The sequence below is a fragment of the Heliomicrobium sulfidophilum genome (genome assembly GCF_057715735.1).
Window position 1 is genome coordinate 758656 of record NZ_JBVTZZ010000005.1, and the last position, 14249, is coordinate 772904.

At 48.4% G+C, this 14249-nt stretch carries 23 protein-coding genes and 1 pseudogene; 19 read left to right on the forward strand and 5 right to left on the reverse strand.

The window, feature by feature from the left end; genetic code table 11:
* Positions 1-289: 289 nt before the first annotated feature.
* Positions 290-1150 (forward strand): VanW family protein, encoded by an 861-nt coding sequence (locus tag AC0CW1_RS09295; protein WP_488184123.1) that lies wholly within the window; start codon positions 290-292, stop codon positions 1148-1150.
* An 82-nt stretch (positions 1151-1232) separates the two neighbouring features.
* Here AC0CW1_RS09295 and AC0CW1_RS09300 read toward each other — a convergent pair whose 3' ends face one another.
* From AC0CW1_RS09300 to AC0CW1_RS09320, 5 genes are all read right to left on the reverse strand, one after another.
* On the reverse strand, positions 1233-1766 hold the full coding sequence (locus AC0CW1_RS09300) for a hypothetical protein (protein WP_488182789.1): 534 nt from the start codon (positions 1764-1766) through the stop codon (positions 1233-1235).
* A gap of 156 nt (positions 1767-1922) precedes the next feature.
* A complete protein-coding gene (locus AC0CW1_RS09305; RefSeq protein WP_488182790.1) occupies positions 1923-3464 on the reverse strand; it encodes a recombinase family protein in 1542 nt (513 codons plus the stop codon).
* Positions 3461-4123, reverse strand: a complete 663-nt coding sequence (locus AC0CW1_RS09310) for a hypothetical protein (protein WP_488182791.1) — start codon at positions 4121-4123, stop codon at positions 3461-3463. Before AC0CW1_RS09310 ends, AC0CW1_RS09305 begins: the two co-directional genes overlap by 4 nt.
* Before the next feature lie 78 nt (positions 4124-4201).
* Positions 4202-4591, reverse strand: a complete 390-nt coding sequence (locus tag AC0CW1_RS09315; protein ID WP_488182792.1) for a hypothetical protein — start codon at positions 4589-4591, stop codon at positions 4202-4204.
* 38 nt (positions 4592-4629) lie between these two features.
* A complete protein-coding gene (locus tag AC0CW1_RS09320) occupies positions 4630-5025 on the reverse strand; it encodes a helix-turn-helix domain-containing protein (protein ID WP_488182793.1) in 396 nt (131 codons plus the stop codon).
* Positions 5026-5239: 214 nt separating this feature from the next.
* Here AC0CW1_RS09320 and AC0CW1_RS09325 point away from each other — a divergent pair, with 214 nt between their 5' ends.
* The 18 genes and pseudogenes from AC0CW1_RS09325 (at position 5240) to AC0CW1_RS09410 (ending at position 14215) form a co-directional block, all read left to right on the forward strand.
* A complete protein-coding gene (locus tag AC0CW1_RS09325; RefSeq protein ID WP_320405035.1) occupies positions 5240-5410 on the forward strand; it encodes a helix-turn-helix domain-containing protein in 171 nt (56 codons plus the stop codon).
* 12 nt (positions 5411-5422) lie between these two features.
* Entirely contained in the window at positions 5423-5578 is a 156-nt protein-coding gene (locus AC0CW1_RS09330; RefSeq protein ID WP_488182794.1) for a hypothetical protein, read from the forward strand.
* Between the two features lie 2 nt (positions 5579-5580).
* Positions 5581-5760 carry a DUF6011 domain-containing protein gene (locus AC0CW1_RS09335; RefSeq protein ID WP_488182795.1) on the forward strand — a complete coding sequence of 60 codons (180 nt, stop codon included), beginning with the start codon at positions 5581-5583 and terminating at the stop codon, positions 5758-5760.
* A gap of 207 nt (positions 5761-5967) precedes the next feature.
* Positions 5968-6123, forward strand: coding sequence for a hypothetical protein (locus AC0CW1_RS09340; RefSeq protein WP_488182796.1), 156 nt, complete (start codon positions 5968-5970; stop codon positions 6121-6123).
* 38 nt (positions 6124-6161) lie between these two features.
* Positions 6162-6401 carry a hypothetical protein gene (locus tag AC0CW1_RS09345; RefSeq protein WP_488182797.1) on the forward strand — a complete coding sequence of 80 codons (240 nt, stop codon included), beginning with the start codon at positions 6162-6164 and terminating at the stop codon, positions 6399-6401.
* The gene (locus AC0CW1_RS09350) at positions 6398-7282 is read left to right on the forward strand and encodes a PD-(D/E)XK nuclease family protein (RefSeq protein WP_488182798.1); all 885 of its coding nucleotides are present in this window, start codon (positions 6398-6400) and stop codon (positions 7280-7282) included. The genes AC0CW1_RS09345 and AC0CW1_RS09350 overlap by 4 nt, the downstream gene beginning before the upstream one ends.
* Positions 7260-8033 (forward strand): hypothetical protein, encoded by a 774-nt coding sequence (locus tag AC0CW1_RS09355; protein WP_320405042.1) that lies wholly within the window; start codon positions 7260-7262, stop codon positions 8031-8033. Before AC0CW1_RS09350 ends, AC0CW1_RS09355 begins: the two co-directional genes overlap by 23 nt.
* A 29-nt stretch (positions 8034-8062) precedes the next feature.
* Positions 8063-8833, forward strand: coding sequence for a hypothetical protein (locus tag AC0CW1_RS09360; RefSeq protein WP_488182799.1), 771 nt, complete (start codon positions 8063-8065; stop codon positions 8831-8833).
* A 4-nt stretch (positions 8834-8837) separates the two neighbouring features.
* Positions 8838-9701 (forward strand): ATP-binding protein, encoded by an 864-nt coding sequence (locus AC0CW1_RS09365; protein ID WP_488182800.1) that lies wholly within the window; start codon positions 8838-8840, stop codon positions 9699-9701.
* A 14-nt stretch (positions 9702-9715) separates the two neighbouring features.
* A complete protein-coding gene (locus AC0CW1_RS09370; RefSeq protein WP_488182801.1) occupies positions 9716-10126 on the forward strand; it encodes a RusA family crossover junction endodeoxyribonuclease in 411 nt (136 codons plus the stop codon).
* Positions 10104-10793: a DUF6273 domain-containing protein gene (locus AC0CW1_RS09375; protein WP_488182802.1), complete on the forward strand. Its 690-nt coding sequence runs from the start codon at positions 10104-10106 to the stop codon at positions 10791-10793. The genes AC0CW1_RS09370 and AC0CW1_RS09375 overlap by 23 nt, the downstream gene beginning before the upstream one ends.
* Positions 10777-11058 (forward strand): chitinase, encoded by a 282-nt coding sequence (locus AC0CW1_RS09380; protein WP_488182803.1) that lies wholly within the window; start codon positions 10777-10779, stop codon positions 11056-11058. Before AC0CW1_RS09375 ends, AC0CW1_RS09380 begins: the two co-directional genes overlap by 17 nt.
* Positions 11058-11613 (forward strand): annotated as a pseudogene (locus tag AC0CW1_RS09385) (MT-A70 family methyltransferase). The gene AC0CW1_RS09380 and the pseudogene AC0CW1_RS09385 overlap by 1 nt, the downstream one beginning before the upstream one ends.
* Positions 11606-12376: a DUF5131 family protein gene (locus AC0CW1_RS09390; protein ID WP_488182804.1), complete on the forward strand. Its 771-nt coding sequence runs from the start codon at positions 11606-11608 to the stop codon at positions 12374-12376. The pseudogene AC0CW1_RS09385 and the gene AC0CW1_RS09390 overlap by 8 nt, the downstream one beginning before the upstream one ends.
* Positions 12377-12541: 165 nt before the next feature.
* Positions 12542-12898, forward strand: coding sequence for a hypothetical protein (locus AC0CW1_RS09395; RefSeq protein WP_488182805.1), 357 nt, complete (start codon positions 12542-12544; stop codon positions 12896-12898).
* A gap of 16 nt (positions 12899-12914) precedes the next feature.
* Complete coding sequence (locus AC0CW1_RS09400; RefSeq protein WP_320405050.1) at positions 12915-13271, forward strand: hypothetical protein; 357 nt, start codon at positions 12915-12917, stop codon at positions 13269-13271.
* Positions 13268-13663 (forward strand): single-stranded DNA-binding protein, encoded by a 396-nt coding sequence (locus AC0CW1_RS09405; protein ID WP_488182806.1) that lies wholly within the window; start codon positions 13268-13270, stop codon positions 13661-13663. Before AC0CW1_RS09400 ends, AC0CW1_RS09405 begins: the two co-directional genes overlap by 4 nt.
* Before the next feature lie 36 nt (positions 13664-13699).
* Positions 13700-14215, forward strand: a complete 516-nt coding sequence (locus tag AC0CW1_RS09410; RefSeq protein ID WP_488182807.1) for a hypothetical protein — start codon at positions 13700-13702, stop codon at positions 14213-14215.
* Positions 14216-14249 lie beyond the last annotated feature (34 nt).

A 14249-nucleotide genomic window follows, 5' to 3' on the forward strand; every position in this document is an offset into this window, starting at 1 on the left:
TTTTTCAGAAAGGTCGTTGCGACTGTTGATCGGTGCAACGGCTTTTTGTCTCGTACAAAAGATATTTATTCGGCTCGCTATGACGGCTTTCCTTTTGGGTTAGCGAAAAAGGCGTAACAGCTGGCAGATTAAGCGATAGGGCTGCCGATAGCCCATTGGCTGCAACAAGGGGCTTCTAAAGCGAAACAGCGGCGAATAGACATTACAGTAGGATGGATTCACTAATATTCACCAAAAGGTCTTGCTGATTCGCAAGGCCTTTTTTCACGGAGGTCGATTCACCTTGAACATGCTCGCGCGCCGAGCCGTTCTGTACGCAGCCATGGCGACCTGCACCCTCATCTTGCATGGATTGCAGTCTGTCAGCCTGACTGGGACGGAAGCATACGTTCCACCGACTGGGGCAGGACCGGCGTCCGCGTCGACGCAAAGTCAACCATCAGAAAAAACACCGAAAGCAGGAACGATCACCTTCCTCATCGGAAAAGAGACCTTCACTTTCGTCCCCGGCGCCGGCGCCGATTACCTGTCGCCGGGCAAGTGGTCCTACCTCCCAACCCTGGATCCCGGGATCGCCCGGCAAACGGCCGTCCTCTTCGCCGATATGCTGCCAAAAAATCTCCGGCTCCGCGAAGGCGGCTTGGAACGAATCGCGTCAGCGATCCTCGATGGCGCTGAAGCGACCGTCGCCATCCCCTCCTGGGTGATCGCCTCCGAGGTGGTGCTCCCACTCACCCATGTCAGCTACAATGGGGGACGGAACGCCGCCACGGCCCTCGACCACCTGGACGGCTATGTCCTGAAGGCGAACGAAACCTTCTCCTTCAACGACGCCGTAGGGCCTCGGACAGGAGAGCGCGGCTTTATCACGGGCATGTCGCTTATCGACAACCGCTTCGTCCAGGAGCAGGGCGGCGGCATCTGCTTCGCCTCCACCATCGTCCACCAGGCCGCATCGAGAACAGACGTGGAGATCGTGGAACAAAACCACCACTCCCGGCCGGTCGCCTATGTGCCGCGCGGCGGAGATGCCACCGTTTACTACGGCGAACTGGACTACCGTTTCCGCAACGGCGACGCGCTGATCGCCTTCGAAAAGCTGAAGACGCCGAACGGTCTCGGACTGCGGCTGTGGAAGTCGATGCATTAAGGGAGTCCATAAAGACTGCCGACGCCCTGTACAGACAAATTGATACGAATGTAATTGACGTTAGGTTGTATCATCAGCTTTTTTAGCGCGTGAAAGCGTTGGTTTCTCTGGAAAACATCAGGACACCTCCTAACGGGAAAGTCTTCTCCCTCCGCTCGCCGCTGGCAGTCGCCCAGGATACGCGCACTTCCGATGAGCGAAAAAGGTTCCTGATCGTCTGTTCGTCAAGCCCTTTCGCATAGAACACAAATTCCTGAATGTATTCGGCATCATTTTCTTCCTGATTGTCTCGACTATATTGCTTTCCAAACCAATAACGTTCTCTGTCATTGGCATTGACCGCTTCTTTCAGTGGAGGCACGTCGATTTTTCGGTCTGTTGTTTTTGGGGAATCGTTGACATGGACTGTAAAGACCATCTTCTTAAAATCATTCTTCGATGGATTCTCTACCATTTTTGTCCCTACATAAGCGTATTCCTCGTCAGTTAAATCAGCGGCAACGAAACTGACGCGTATATCCGGCTCGTCTTTGGTCTTTCCGCTAGCACAACCTGCTGTGAAACATAATAAACCCAGCAATAGCAACAGCGGCAGCGGCAAAATGAATCTTTTCATCGCGCATCCTCACTTTGGTTTTTCCATTGCATTTATACTTCTTATTATAATTTTTCCATAAGAGGTATACTCAGTCAAGAGCTTCATCAAACACCAATCGTTCTCCTTGCAAGAACACAAATGTGTTCTTCTGCTTTTTAAAACAAAACACCCTTTCTACTCGACGTAGCAAGGGCGTCCAAATAAAGCGGTTTGAAATTTTGGTGGAGGGTCAGACTTCAAAGTCGAACCTTTCGCCGGATCAGTCGGGAAGCTGTCGCCGTCTACCTGGACAGAACGTGGCCGCCCGCTTTCGTCGATATAGTTATAAGTGATCGTGATATGATCGTCATATACAAAAACAGCCTTCACGAAGACGTCAATAATCTTCTTTCTGTATTCCAGATCATATACGTCGCCGTCCTTGAATTGTTCAAGCCAGAAAATCACCTGGTTCTTTGTGACCTTTGGCGTGATTATTTCTTCCTGGGTGATCCGTCCTTCAAGGGTCTTCTTCTCTTTTTCCAATTCAGCCAGGCGCGCCTGTGTGGATTCTGAAAAGATACCGGCTTCGACTGCCCTGACCAGGTTCGCGATCGACTTCTTGACGCCTTCCAATTCCATTTCCAGAGCATGAAGAAGGCTTTTGTCCCGTTCCCGTCCTTGAAGTTCAATCACCTTGTCGGCTATCGCTTCAATCACTTCGTCGATTAGCACGCGGCGAACTGTTTCCAGGACAACAAGGTCTTCGATCCAATCCTTCCGAACCGGCTTTTTCTTACAGCCCCTTCGACGCTTGGCATTCGCACATTTGTAATAATGGTATTTCCGGCCTTTCGTTCTACTGGTCCCGCTTTCCCCGTTCATATTAGTTCCGCATTTGCCGCAGAACAATTTTGTTGAAAGTAAATAATCCACTTTCCCCGCCGCCCTTGCCGGCGCTTTCTTATTCAGGGCCAGCTTTTCCTGAACACGCATGAAAAGCGCCTTGTCAATTATCGAAGGGACACCGCCTTCGATCACAACATCATTCCATTTATAAACACCGATATATTTTTCATTCCTCAAAATCGTATGAAGGCTATTCGGACCGAATTGTTTTCCACGCGAAGTCCGAAGGCCACGCCCGTTCAATTCGTTTATAATCTGTGTCACAGTCTGGCCGCTGTCATACCGTACAAATATTTCCTTTACGATAGCGGCCTGTGGCGGATCAATTAGAAATTCCTTATTCGGTCCGATCTTATAGCCGGCCGCGATATTTCCGCCCGTTACCTGGCATTTCAGCGCGCTTTCCTTCATGCCGCGCTTTATATTCTGTGCCAGGTTCGCTGAATAGTATTCGGCCATACCTTCCAACATGGCTTCAAGAATGATCCCTTCCGGACTGTCGGTGATATTTTCCTTTGCGGATATGACCTTTACACCGTTCTTTTTCAGCTTCGCTTTATAGATTGCGCTGTCATATCTATTTCGCGCGAATCGGTCCAGTTTCCAGACAATCACAGCTTCAAACTTTCCACTTTCACTGTCGGCGATCATGCGAAGGAAGTCCGGCCTGTGGTCGTTCCTTCCTGTCAGGGCGTGGTCTGCATAAATGCCGACGATAGTTATATCATTTCGATCAGCAAATTCACGGCATTCGCGAAGCTGTCCTTCGATAGATTGATCTGTCTGGTCCCCGCCAGGCGAATATCTGGCATAGATTACAGCATTCATAATGAACCACCATGCCCGTTTATTATTTCCGCCGCCTTTTCATCAATCATCTTTTCGATTTTTTCCTTTGTAAATGAAATATCCGGCGTTTTCTCCTTTGACCAGTCAACACCTTCTTCTAATATCAGGAATATTCTATGTTCTTGGGTGGAAATTGCGTCGTCAATTTTGCTTTCGTCTTCTCTTTCAAATTCTTCCAGTGTGTTTATTATCTTCATCAACCGGTTTTTTCTGCCTTTTGTTGTTTTCAATTCCTGGGCCGACTGCATTTCTTTTTCTATAACTTTCGGTAAAAGGTCACAAAACAGGCCGACATTATCGAATTGTTCAGAACCACCTGACAGGGAAATTATATTCATTGCCGTCCTTTCTACGTCGGAATACCTTTGAAGGAATGTCTGAATACTTTTTGTGTTTTTCATAATTTCAACAGATTCAAAATAAATCTGCTTTTCACGGGCGATTCGTTGTTGCGTCACAGGATCAATTTTTAACTTTGCAGCTTCGGGATTCGTTTTTATAAAGTATGGAATTAGACCAGGAATCGCAACAATTAAAAATCCATATCCCACTTCTGACGCGCCTATTACACAGAATAAAACCCAGACAGCACCAACCGCACGCATTGCATAAATTGCAAACTTTTTTACACTTGTCATATATACCTCCCTTTCAGACCGCATAAGCGGTCTTTTTTATTTTCCTTCTTCCAGGTAAGTATAAGGAAATTATGGCGTTCATAGTGTGTACGTGGACGACGCGTCGCCTTGCTTGATATTTTGAAGACCTATTAATCCCATAGCTTGGTGTGTTGGCGCCCAAAGAGCGAAATATTTCTTTTCCTCTGACTGTGATATGTATTCAATAACTACGAAATGTCTCTTTGACCCCAAAAGTTTTCTGACGTCAGAATGACCATGATATTTCATCATAAAGTCCTTTTCTTGCATAGGGCTTATTGTTAATAACCGGTCAAAAGGTAAAGTAACAGTAACTTCTGGCTTTTTTCGCTGAATAACAATAGAGTCAGTTCCAACTTCAACCGTACAGGGATAATCTGTTGTGAAATCAGGTAAGCCTTCATAATGAAATGCAGAAATGACTTTACTTTTATTTTTTCCAAACATAGATATATGCCCCCCTTCCAGATCGCTTCGGCGGTCTTTTATTTTTTCTGTTTTTCTTTCAATTCGTTCGCGTAAACTATGATTTTTGCCTGATCTGCTGTTCCCAAACTTGAAAATACGCGTAGAATCTCAATTTCATTGGCCGAAAGTTGACGTTCTGAACCGTTTGAAATTGTAACCGGCGCATGAAAATGACCGATTGCGCCGTTGTTCGTATGCACGTTACCTGCTCCAATATTTTCACCACTGGCAAGATAATCGACAGACACACCCAAAATTTCAGCCGCTTTGATAAGGTTAGGCCCTTTCGGTTCGGTTTTTCCACTTCCCCAATCTGACACAGTCGAAGCCGACACGTTTAATTTTTTAGCTAATTCCTTTTGGTTAATCCCTTTTTCCTTTGCCACTTGAACAAGTCTTTCGCCTGGTTTCATAAATTCGCACCACCTTATAAAAATTCGGAAAAGCCTATTGACAATACAAGTAAACCGAATTATAATAAGGTTAACCCAATGAAATTAGGGTAAACAAAATACAGCCTACGGAAAAACCGTTTCCGTCGGTTTCGGTTTAGCTTATATTAAGGTCGTCGTCAACCCTTATTATATAACTAAACCGAAGCATAGTCAAGTGAAAGGAGGTCAAATAATGGAAAAATACCTGTCCTGTGAACAGGTCGCCGAGAAATACGGCGTCAAAGTGATCACCGTCTGGGCGTGGATTCGTGAAAAGAAACTGCCAGCGATTAGGATCGGTAAAGGATACCGGATCACGCCCGAAGACCTGGCGGCCTTTGAAGCGGCCAGAAAAACGAAATAAGGAGGAAACCGCATGGGGCAAGCACAGACAATCAATATCCCAGACTATCAACTTGAACGCCTGGCCCAGCCGTTGATCTACGTGGTGGCCGAATACTTCAAAGACCCTAAAGTGAAGGAACGATTCGAAAAATGGGAGCGCGAACGCGCAAGAAGAAAGGAGGAATAAACGTGTCAGAATCTACGCAATGCGGCCGCTGTGGCCGACACCTGAAAAACCCTGATTATATCGCAATCGGTTACGGTAAAGTATGCGCCGCAAAAATGGGGATTGTTGTCCCCTCTAAAAAATCTGCAAAAGCGGACAAGCAGTCCGACGAACAACAAGCAGAAGGATGGCGTCCGCTATGAAAACATGGCGGAAGTATAGAAAAAACGCATTCGGCGCGATAGCCTTCCTGATGTTCTTCCTTATGATTGGAACCGTCGGCGCCGTCGAATGCGACACCGTCCCGTTTCATGAAGGAACATTCAGATCATTCGGGTTTATGTTTTTGTGGGTCCTCTTTACATACCTGGCCGGAGGATTCGAAGAATACGCCGAAAGGAGGGACAAGCATGAAGTACAAGCCGAAGACGCTTTCGCCGGTCCAGGTCGCCCAGGTCGTCAAGGCCCTTCTTCTACTGGGCGAAGAACACATCACGGTTGAAGCAATAGAAAAGGACCGTTACGCAATCACCACAAAGCGCAACGATCCTAAAGAAAAAAATTAAACCTATCAAATTTTATCAGGAAAAAGGAGGAAATTCAAGTGTTAAATCTTTATGATACCGAAGCCGTAAAGGCTTTCATCTTCAATATTCTGGTTGAAAACCAGGAATTAAAACAAAAGGCCGCAGACGCACAGTCCACTTCCGATATGTGGTTCAAGGATTATCAGACCCAGCGCGAACGCGCAGACAAAGCCGAAGCGCGCGTCGCTGAACTTGAAAAGCTGGTCGCCGAACGTAACGCCGCCATGACAGACAAGGAAGGGGGTGCTGAACTGTGATCATTACGAATAAACTGAACCTTCCTTCCCCATTCGTCAGCATGGCACAGCGCGACTATATCTATGAACCGAACGAATACCGCGTCACTTCCCTTCTGAAAGGCGTCAGAGAAACGATCCTGGAACGCCGCCATGACAAAGAGATCGAACGCGACGTTTCAGACATGGTCTGGCTTTTATTCGGAACCGCCGTCCACGGGATTCTTGAAAAGCACCAGGAAGATGGGAACGAATTGAAGGAAGAACGAATCAAAGTCCCATTTGCCGGATACGTCCTTTCAGGTCAGTTTGACCTGTACAACGACGACACAAAGATCGTCACCGACTACAAGACAGCTTCCGTCTGGAAGATAATCTTCGGCGACTTCGAAGACTGGCGCCGCCAGACATTGATCTATTGTTACATGCTTCGCCAGATCGGCTTCGACGCCCAGGGCGGCCAGATTGTAGCCTTCCTGAAAGATCACAGCAAACGCGACGCAAAGGTCAAGGCTGATTATCCGCCCTTCCCCGTTCAGACTGTTAAATTTACCTTCAACGACGCAGACTTCGCCGAATGTGAAGAATGGCTGACCGCCAGATTTGCCGAAATAGCGGCCGCCGAAAAGCTGTCGGACGAAGACCTTCCAATTTGCACACCGGAAGAACGCTTCAACAGCGGCGACAAATACGCGGTTATGAAGAAAGGCCGCAAAACCGCCCTTCGTGTCCTTGATAGCCTGGAAGAAGCTGAAAAATGGAAGGCTGAAAATGGCGGCGACGAAATTCAGGTCCGCCCTGGTGAAGACAAGAAATGCGCTGATTATTGTTCAGCTTGTGAATTTTGCAACTATTACAAGGAAAGGAAGGTGGCCGAAAATGGCGGAAACGAAGCAGTTTGACATTCCATTGCTGACCGCCGAAGACGTTGAATGTCGTGTCCAAAGCGTCAGCAAAAGCAAGTCAGGCCGCGTCGGCGCCGTTCTCCTGATCTACAAAGACGCCCGTGTCGATATGCGAATTCTGGACCAGGTCTTCGGGCCTGGTAACTGGCAGAGAACCCACGAAGTCATAAACGGGAATCTGTTCTGCAATATCGACATATGGGACGACACGAAGAAAGCCTGGATCAGAAAACAGGACGTCGGCGTCGAGAGCAACACCGAAAAGGAAAAAGGCCAGGCGTCGGACGCGTTCAAGCGCGCTGGATTCAATGTCGGGATCGGCCGTGAACTATACACCGCCCCCTTCATATATGTCGAACTTGCTGATTCCGAATATTACACCGAAAAACAGGGCCAGAAAGACGCCTACAAGTGCTATCCGAATACGCGTTTCGAAGTGTCACATATCGCTTATAACGACAGGCGTGAAGTTTCGGAACTGGTCATTGTGGATAGGAACGGAAATGTCAGGTTCGACATGAACGGCAAGGCAGAAGCGCCAAAATCGGCCACAGGGACACGAAACGGCGCTGGTAATACAAATAGTCGTGCAGGAAATCAAGCGGCCAATACAGGCCAACAGGACGCGTCAGGCGGCGGTTCTTTATGTCCTGAATGTGGTGGTCCAATATCGGCGGCGGAACAACAGTATTCCATGAAGAAATACGGTCGTGAATTGTGCCGGTCCTGCCAGAAGAAAGCAAATTGATTGTGAGGTCAAGAAAGGGGGTGTAACAAGTGCCGAACAGGATTATAAAAGAATCCATTTGCACGTCCGAAGAACTGGCGAATATATCGCCGGAAGCGGAAGTCCTGTTTTATCGGCTGATTGTGAAGGCAGACGACTTCGGCCTGTTTCACGGGAACCCGAAGATCATAATCGGAAGCTGTTTTCCGCTGACATGTCCGAAGGAATCTAAGGTTCAGGCTTGGATTGAAGAACTATGTCGGGCCGGTTTGATCGCTACATATACCGGTGACGACGGGAAGAAATACCTGAAACTTCTTTCGTGGGACAAACACCAGCAACGGAGAGCGGCAAAAAGCAAATTCCCACTTCCGACTTCATTTGATAGCAACTGTTATCAATCGAATTCACATGACAGTGAAATCACTTGCAATCAAATGTCAGCAAATGTCCCCGTAAACGTAAACGAGAACGAGAACGTAAACGAGGAACGAAAAACGAGAACGAGCGCAAACGGCGCACAGGTGGCAGACGGTTTTAATCGCTTCTGGGAAGTATATCCGAAGCGTGTCGGTAAAAAAGACGCGATCAAAGCCTGGGGGCAGATAAAACCTGACGAAGCTATGGTTCAGGCCATTATAGAAGGTGTAGAACGCTGGAAGGCTTCTGAACAGTGGACAAAGGACGGCGGTCAGTTCATTCCATATCCAGCGACTTTCCTTCGCGGCGAACGCTGGAATGACGAATGTCAGCCGGCAATCGTAAAGAAGGCGCCGGCCGAAAAGAACTACGACGACGACGAAGACTTTTTGAAGGGGTGATTGTATGGAACGGACTGGCAACATTCTTGAAGGCTTGGTCAATCACAGCCTAAAAAACCAGGAAGAAGGCGACTACATGGACGCCGAAGGCTTCCTGATGTGTGGCAAATGCCATACAAGAAAACAGTGTGACGTCCTATTCCCTGCCTTCGGAGGAAAAGAAGAACGACTGGTTCGTGTGGGTATCCCTTGCGAATGCAGACAAAAGGAAATCGAAGCAGAACGCGCGGCGGAGGAAAAAAGAGAATTCCTCCAGCGAATGGAAGTCCTTCGACGCGACGGGATCACCGATCCGGCATACCTTCAATACACCTTTGACCAGGACGACAGAAGAAATCCGGAAGTGTCCGACGTATGCCGGAAGTATGTTGAAAACTGGGAGGAAATGAAGAAGGACAATATCGGAATTCTGTTTTATGGTGGCGTCGGAACCGGAAAGTCATTCCTGGCCTGTTGTATAGCGAACGCACTTCTTGAAAAGCTGGTGTCGGTCAGCGTGACGAACTTCCCCCGAATACTGAATAGACTTCAAGGCTTTGACGAAGAACGCCAGGCATTCATTGACAAGCTACAACGATATAAATTGCTGGTCATTGACGATCTGGGCGTCGAGCGTGACACGTCCTATTCCGTTGAACAGGTTTTCAATGTGGTCGATACCAGGTCAAGGTCAGGAATGCCGCTGATTGTAACAACGAACCTGTCTATGGAAGACCTAAAGAACCCGCCTTCCCTGGCACATTCAAGAATATATGACCGCGTCCTGGAAATGTGTCCGATCAGGTTGAAGCTGGTCGGAGATTCCAGACGCACAGTGAAGGCCAGCGAAAGACGCGACAAGGCCAGAAAACTTCTTGGCCTGGAATGAAAGGAAGTGAAGATTTGCGTTGTAAACTTACTATTCCTGGCCTTCTGCCAGGACTGAACGAATACATTGACGCCGAACGCGGCAAGAAAGGCAAATATAAAGCGGCGTCCATGAAGAAACAGGCCGAACACGTTATCGGCTTTATGATAAAATCCCAGCTTCGCGGCATTAGATTCACGGGACCGGTTGTGATTCATTACACATGGATAGAGCCGAACCGGAAGCGCGATAAAGACAATATCGCCTTCGCAAAGAAATTCATTCAGGACAGCTTGGTCCACATGGGCGTTCTGGAAAATGACGGCTGGAAGCATATCGAATATTTCACAGACAGCTTCGGCGTTGATCCGAAGGACCCACGCGTCGAAGTAGTCATTGAAGATTATGAAGGAGGAAAAAACAATGTCAGTAAAAGTAAAAATTAAGGACCTTGCGGTCGGAACAGAATTCAATGCAGGACCGGTTACGCTTCGCATATTAGAACATTTCGCAGACGGGACAACCCTTGTTATAACGTCCGGATCAATCGGTGACAGACCCTTTAATATTTTCCCGTTCGTATATGAACGCCCAGAAGGATTTAATCTGAACGACTGGTGCACCAGCACCATTAGAAAAGACCTGAACGAAAACTTCCTGGCCGCTATCAAGACCGCCGGCAAAATTGACGCCGACAGGATTGTCCTGACTGAATGGGACCTTTCGGATCACCAGGGCGGCGCTGGCTATGGGACAAGCCAAGACAAGATCGGACTTCTGACCCAGAAGCAATTTGAAAAGTACGCCGAACAGGACCTTTTTGAACTTGACGACTGGTGGTGGCTAATAACCCCGTACGCCGGCTTTTCGTACTTCGCGCGGTTTGTCAGCGCGGACGGCAGTTTGGGCTACGGCTACGCGTGCTTCGGCTACCGTGGCGTTCGGCCGGCTTTCCGCTTGGAATCTGAAATCGAAATCGTCCTGGAAGAAGACGAAGTCAATATTTCTGATTCGGCCCTTCTTGAAGGCTTCACAACCCGCCAGCTTGTCGAAGAAGTCCTTCGCAGGATCGCCGAAGGAACGGAGGGCGACAAAGATGATTCTGACTTCTGATTTGAAGGCCAGGGTCGAAAAAGAAGTCGGGACTGAAATATGTCCCGCCTTCCTTACCAAGGCCGAACGATACGCACGCCAAAAGCTGAACCGTATCAATGAACGCGCCGGCCGGAAATATGGCGAAGATGGTTACGGGGACGAATACCTGGTCCTTCTTACGGCCGATACGGTCCGCGAATTAGCGTTTTCGGAATATACATTCAATCGGTCTGCTGAAATCATGGCGGCCAGAGCCTTGCAGGAAGGCGGTGAAAGCGCGTGATCCCTTTCCCAGATAAAAAGTACAATGTCATTTATGCCGATCCGCCCTGGTCATATAAGTTATTCGACGGAACAGGAAACGGGCCGGCCGCGAAGCATTACCAGACAATGACACCGGAAGACATATTCAATCTACCGGTCCAGGACATAGCCGCCGACGATTGCCTTCTGTTTCTGTGGGTGACTTTCCCGAATCTTGAAGTCGGCCTGGAAGCGATCCGTCGCTGGGGATTCAAATACAAAACCGCCGCTTTCGTGTGGGTAAAGCGAAATAAGAAATCCCCTGGTTGGTTCTGGGGTCTGGGAAGCTGGACCAGGGCAAACGCCGAAATATGCCTTCTTGCAACGAGGGGACGCCCGAAACGTGCGTCAAAGGCGGTCCATAGCATAATAGACGAACCTGTCGGAAAACACAGCGAAAAGCCGGCAGTCGTGCGCGACAGGATCGTTCAGCTTGCGGGGGGGGGGTACTATGATAGAGCTATTTGCCAGAACTACCGCGTCAGGCTGGGACGCCTGGGGCGACGAAGTGGAAGGAGGTTGTTTCAATGAATAATACAAAAATCGACTGGGCGACTATGTCCTGGAACCCTATCACTGGCTGTCTTCATAAATGCCCGTACTGTTATGCGCGAAGGATAGCGCAAAGATTCACACCTAAAATGACTGATAACTGGGACGATTGTACACAGCCAGGCGGCGTCCTGCATGAAGTAAGGACCAAAGGAAGCAACGGCGGCCCGTGGAAATACGGATTCACCCCTACACTTCACAGCTATCGACTGGGAGAGCCGGCGCGCACCAGGAAGCCACAGACAATCTTCGTCGGGTCCATGTGTGACTTGTTCGGTGAATGGGTCCCAGACGAATGGATCGAAGCTGTATTCACGACTTGTCTTTCGGCTACGAAACACCGGTATTTATTCCTAACCAAAAATCCGGAACGTTACTTGAACCTGTATTACAAAGATAAACTACCCGAACAGGCTAACTTCTGGTACGGCGCGACAATTACGAACCAGGACGATTATGAAAGCGTATGGCGAAAACTGGCTGATTTGCCGCAGACTTATAACACCTTTTTCAGCATTGAACCAATGCACGGCGAAATAAACATTGGATTCATGCCGCCGTGGATCATTATCGGGGCAGAAACCGGAAACAGGAAAGACAAATGTATTCCGAAACGGGAATGGGTCGAAAGTATAGTCCTTGCTTGCACCGAAGAAGTTGTTTTCATGAAAGAAAGCCTTCGGCCGGTCTGGGGCGACAACCTGATTCAAGAATTTCCCTGGGGTGATCATTATGACATTTCTTGAAAAATGCAGACAACAAGCGGCCAGCCAGGACGGACCTGTCAGACGTGCGGAAATCTTGAACAGATAAATACTGGCCTGATCGGCTGTGTCGCACATGATAAACTGATCCTTCCGGAATACCCGCCATATCACGGGAATGTAAAATGTCCGGACTGGAAGCGAAGAATGGAGGAAAACGAAAAAATGAAAACTTCTGAACTGGTGAGCCGCGCACATGAAAATGCGGTAAAACATGGATTCTGGAATCCGGCGCCTTCCTTTGGCGACGCGATCGCCCTGATACATAGCGAATTATCCGAAGCGCTTGAAGAAGCCAGAACCGGCCGTGACCCCCGTGAAACATATTACGAAGAAAAGCCGGACGGTTCCAGGAAGCCGTGTGGTATCCCTTCCGAACTGGCTGACGCTGTGATCAGAATCGCGGACCTGTGCGGACACTTGGGAATTGATCTGGAAGCCGCAATCGCCAAGAAAATGGCATATAACGAAACCCGTGAATATAAGCACGGGAAGAAATTCTGAAAGGGGTAATAACGAAATGGCAGAAATAAACGTGAACTCAATAATAGACAAAGCGTTTATAAAAACGCTTGGCGTGGACTTCGAATTTGTGATTGAAGCAGTAAAGGAAAAATTAAATCGGAGCACCGCCCAGAACGTCCAAAATGGCCCAGGATTGACGGAAAAGGACATGGACGACTTATTTATCGACTTAACAGAAAAAGGCGTTTCTGTGGCGATTTGTGCGCTTCCTATGCTGAATCAAATTAACGTGTCTATGGTGGACAGGAAGCAGAATTCAATCACCAGGAATATTAGCAGGAACGCGGGCGGGATCGTCGCGGAAATCGCAGACATGGCCGCACTTATAAGATCGGAAGGTGGTATAGCATGAATCAATGTCAACTTATGGGTCGTCTTGTACGCGATCCAGAACTTCGCTACACCCAGGACGGGACGCCGGTATGTGCTTTCACGATAGCCGTTGACAGGCGCTTTAACAGGGATAAAACGGACTTCATAAAGATTATAGCCTGGCGCAACACGGCCGAATTTTGCGCGAAGCATTTTCAGAAAGGTTCAAAGATCGCCCTGGTCGGAAGTATCCAGACGCGCACCTGGGAAGACGACAACGGAAAGAAACACGGAGCGGTCGAGGTTATCGCCGAATCAGTCTACTTCGCAGAATCGAAGCGGAACGACGGACAATCAGGAAGCCCTGTCGAAGACGCAATCGCCAGCGGTGACTTCATACCAGTCGGCGACGACGAAGGCCTTCCGTTTTGACGGCGCTAATATTACCGGCGAAGGGAGGGAACCGACGTGGACGCCGAAGAAAGAATCCGAAAAAATATAGAAGACATTCTTCAAAATCACGCCCAGGAGATCAGGACAATCGACGCCCAGATCGAAGCTGAACGCGCCGCACTGGAAGCGGACCTGGAAGAAATCAGAGCCAGGGCCTATCCGTCAATGAAATATGACAATGTCCGCGTTCAATCCTCCACTGATCTGGACGGAAAAATGATTCGCATGATGGAGAAAATAGAAAAGCGACGCGCAAGAGCGGAAAAAAATATCGAAGCCCTGGAAGAAAGAAAGCGGCAGATTGAAACTGTATATCAGCATGTTTTGAGCCTGGACGCAAAGTCAAAATGTGTTCTTCTGACATTGTACTATCCAAAGCATACATACGAAGAAGCGGCCGAAATACTGGAAGTGGACGTTTCAACAATAGCCAGAAGAAGAAACGCCGCGATTGCTTCCCTAATGAAAAGATTCTGGAATAAAGAAAGAAAAGCCCATATTCCGAGCATGGAAACAGGCGTAAAAATTTGATTGCAAGTGATTGCAAATGTCCGCGAATGTGCGC